This window comes from uncultured Halorubrum sp. (genome assembly GCF_937146585.1).
Lineage (GTDB): Archaea > Halobacteriota > Halobacteria > Halobacteriales > Haloferacaceae > Halorubrum > Halorubrum miltondacostae.
Window position 1 is genome coordinate 1 of sequence record NZ_CAKZRO010000114.1, and the last position, 3,383, is coordinate 3,383.

The following is a 3,383-nucleotide window of genomic DNA, read 5'->3' on the forward strand; positions in this document are numbered from 1 at the left end:
CTCGCCCTCGATCACGTCCCGGACGGTGAGCGTCGTCCCGTCGACATCGAACGCGATACGCCCGTCCGGTGACCCGTCTTTCACGAGTTCATTATCTTTCACCAACACGTATGAGGGCATCGATAATCACGCGGTAACAGGATTCTGAAACGTGTTCATAGATTTACGTGGCACGGTCATCCCTGTCCTGACAACAATGTTAACACGGGTGCGTGCGGAGCAGAACACATGAACGGCACCGGCTCGGAACCGATCGACCGCGCGCTCGCCGCGGCGTTTCCTGACCGCGAGGTCGACCGGCTGACCGGCGTCGGCCCCTCCTGGAACGGCGCCAACGAGACTGTCGGCGTCGTTTTCGCCGACGGCGGACGGGCGTTCCTCAAGGTCGCCGTGACCGACGAGAGCAACCGGCTCGCCCGGGAACGCGCCGTGCTCCGATACGTCGGAGCGCACGGCCAACTCCCGGTCCCCGAGGTGCTGGCGGCCGATCCGGACGGCGACCCGGCGTACCTCGCGACGGCGCCCGCGCCCGGTCGGGGGCTGTTGGACGTGTACGACGCGGCGAGCGATGACGAGCGCGAGCGACTGCTCCGCCGCGTCGGCGCCGCGCTCGCCGCGCTCCACGCCGACCGGTTCGCGAGCCACGGGGAGATCGTCGGCGCGGGGAGGGAACGCGGGAGCGCCGCAGCGGGAGAGGCGACCCCGGACCCCGACGGACCGACCGGACTCGCGATCGAGTTCGCGTCGTGGACGGACGTGTTGCTCGCCACTATCGAGCGGACGCGCGAGATCGGCACTTCGGAGCGGCTCGCGGACCACTACGACGCCGTCGTCGACTGCGTGTGCGCGAACCGGGACCTGCTCGACGGCGCGCCGGCGGCGCTGCTCCACGGCGACGTCACGAAGCCGAACCTCTTCGTGACGGCCGAAGGTGACGGGGCGGACGCTACCGACGGCCCGGGCGTCGCGGCGATCGACTGGGAGCTCTCCCACGCCGGCGACCCGGCTCGGGACCTGGTGCGCGCGGAGGACCAGCTCCTCAACGGGTTCGACTCGACCGGACCGGAGCGGTTCGCCTCCGCGCTCCGCGATGGGTACCGCGAGCGCGCCGGCGGGCTCCCGAAGGGGTTCGAGCGACGTCGGCCGATCTACGAGGCCGTCCGGATGCTCGGCCGCTCGGGATTCATCGACCAGTGGGTACCGTACCTCGACGAGCCGCTCGACGACTTGGTCGAGCGCGCGGACGCGGAGCTGCGGGCGCGGCTCAACGCAGTCTGACCGGGAAGCGGGTCAAGGGCGGCAGTCGGGCCGCCCTCGTCAGCGGTTCCACGCCGCGTCGTCGGGGTCGATCTGCCGGTCGCCGGGTTCGAGCGCGTCGATCGTATCGAGGTCGTCGTCGGGCAGGTCGACGTCGACCGCGCGGAGGTTCTCCCGCACGTGGTCGCCGCGCGCCTTCGGGATCGGCACGATTCCGCGATCGAGCGCCCACGCGAGCGCGACGACGGCGGGCGAGAGATCGTTCCGCTCGGCGATTTCGAGGATCGCCGGGTCGTCGAGCATCTCGCCGCGGCCGAGCGGGGAGTAGCCGACGAGGTCGTGGTCGAACTCCGCGGCGAGCTCGCGGAGCGCGGGCTGTCGGAACCGCGGGTGGCACTCGACCTGGTGGGCCGCGATCGGCGCGTCGAGGATCTCGCGCGCCTCGCGCAGCAGCCCGGGGGTGAAGTTCGAGACGCCGACGTGGTCGGTCACGCCCGCGTCGCGGAGGTCGTCGAAGGCGGGCAGCGTCGCCGCGGCGTCGTACGCCCGGATCGGCCAGTGGACGTACAGGAGGTCGACGCGGTCGAGTCCGAGCCGGTCGAGGCTCGCGCGCGTCGTCTCCCGCACGTCGTCGGGCGCGAGGTTCTCGGGGTGGACCTTCGTGGCGACGACCACGTCGTCGCGGTCGACGTCGCTCTGGGCGATCCCCTCGCCGACGGCCGCCTCGTTGTCGTACATCTGCGCGGTGTCGACGTGGCGGTAGCCGGCCTCGAGCGCCGCGACGACGGTCTCGGTACAGGTCTCGGGATCGTCGAGCCCGGAGGTTCCGAGCCCGATCGACAGGTCCAGCGGTGGCACGGGGGTCCGTTGCGAGCGCGGGGTGAAAAAGGCGCGCGAGCCGGCACGCCGCGATCCGGCGTCCCGTCCCGCAGGCTTAATTCGTCGCTCCCGTAGGATGGGCCGATGGTCACCGGTCCCGCGCTCTCGTCGGCCACCGACCCGGTCCCGCTTGGCGGGCTCTCCGAGCCGATCCTCGTCGACCCGGGACCGCGACTGCTGGGAGAAGTAGTCGAGGCGTACCGCGAGGTCGCCCCGGCGCTCGTCGAGCCGAGCCTCGCGAGCGGGGACAGCGGCGACGGCGGCGACGAGGACGACGGCGACAGCGGAGACGGCGACGGTACGACGCCGGCCGACGAGCTCCCGACGCTGCGGGTGTTCGCGGGGGAGTCCGCGATCGAGACCGCGACCGCCGGGTTCCGGGCGGCGAGCCGGCTCGCGGCGCTGCTCGACGCCGACGTCGTCGACCTCCGCGTCCTCGACGCGCCCCAGCCCAACACGGCGCTGGCCGGAGGCGACACCGGATACGCGTTGGTCCGAGGCGGGAACGGTGAGGGGCGGTGGCTCCGCGTCGGCGACGACGCCACGCTCCGCGGGCGCTACGCCTCCGAGTTCGCGGACGCCGACCGGTACCGGCTCCGGACGCCGAGCCGACGGCTGGTGTACGAGGGGTTCGCGACGCGGTGCGACGAGTCGGTCGCCGCCGCGGTGCTCCGCGCGCTCGACGTGTCCGCCGCTCCGGAGGATACTGGTGATTCGGCGGGATCCGGCGGCCCGAAGAGCCCGGCCGCCGGTCCAGATCCAGAGGAAACTCGGATTCGGGCCTACGCGGTCGGCGCGCGCGAGGGCGTCCTCGACCGCACTCTCCGGCGGGCCTGCGAGGACGCCGGGCTCGGGAGTCCCTCGACGTTCACGCGGATAAAACGGCTCCTGCGGGAGGCCGACCTGATCGAGACGGCCCCCGAGCCGCAGCCGGTGGGGCGGCCGCGGGAGCGGCTCGCGGCGCGCGGCGCGCTCGCCGCGGCCGAGACGCCGACAGAGACGATCGCGGCAGTGGAGGACGTCGCGGACTGACGCGGACCGAGCGACCGCGTCGGCCGTCAGTCGTCCTTCGTCTTGATGTCCGCGGAGAGGCCCTGCGCCATCTCGATCTCCTTGGAGTTGTTCAGCGTCCACGCGGTGCGGTCGGTGACGGCCTCGATCGCCTCGCGGGCGGAGGGGTAGCCGTTACCGGACTTCTTCACGCCGCCGAAGGGGAGCTGGACCTCCGCGCCGATACACGGGAGGTT

The 3,383-nt window shown here is 72.3% G+C and carries 3 protein-coding genes and 1 pseudogene; 2 read left to right on the top strand and 2 right to left on the bottom strand.

Annotation, left to right across the window (positions count from 1 at the left end; translation table 11 throughout):
* The first annotated feature begins 228 nt into the window (after window positions 1–228).
* Complete coding sequence (locus Q0116_RS09425; RefSeq protein ID WP_297887304.1) at window positions 229–1,278, top strand: phosphotransferase family protein; 1,050 nt, start codon at window positions 229–231, stop codon at window positions 1,276–1,278.
* A 39-nt stretch (window positions 1,279–1,317) separates the two neighbouring features.
* Here the strand turns inward: Q0116_RS09425 and Q0116_RS09430 are convergent, their stop codons facing one another.
* On the bottom strand, window positions 1,318–2,115 hold the full coding sequence (locus Q0116_RS09430) for an aldo/keto reductase (RefSeq protein ID WP_297887306.1): 798 nt from the start codon (window positions 2,113–2,115) through the stop codon (window positions 1,318–1,320).
* Window positions 2,116–2,220: 105 nt separating this feature from the next.
* Here Q0116_RS09430 and Q0116_RS09435 point away from each other — a divergent pair, with 105 nt between their 5' ends.
* Window positions 2,221–3,168, top strand: coding sequence for a DUF5821 family protein (locus Q0116_RS09435; protein WP_297887309.1), 948 nt, complete (start codon window positions 2,221–2,223; stop codon window positions 3,166–3,168).
* A 26-nt stretch (window positions 3,169–3,194) separates the two neighbouring features.
* Here Q0116_RS09435 and Q0116_RS09440 read toward each other — a convergent pair.
* Window positions 3,195–3,383 (bottom strand): annotated as a pseudogene (locus Q0116_RS09440) (aldehyde dehydrogenase); the annotation flags it as partial.

Excerpts from the sequence above, each read along its gene's own strand:
- Q0116_RS09425 (WP_297887304.1), top strand. The coding sequence starts at position 229 with ATGAACGGCACCGGCTCGGAACCGATCGACCGCGCGCTCGCCGCGGCG.
- Q0116_RS09435 (WP_297887309.1), top strand. The coding sequence starts at position 2,221 with ATGGTCACCGGTCCCGCGCTCTCGTCGGCCACCGACCCGGTCCCGCTT.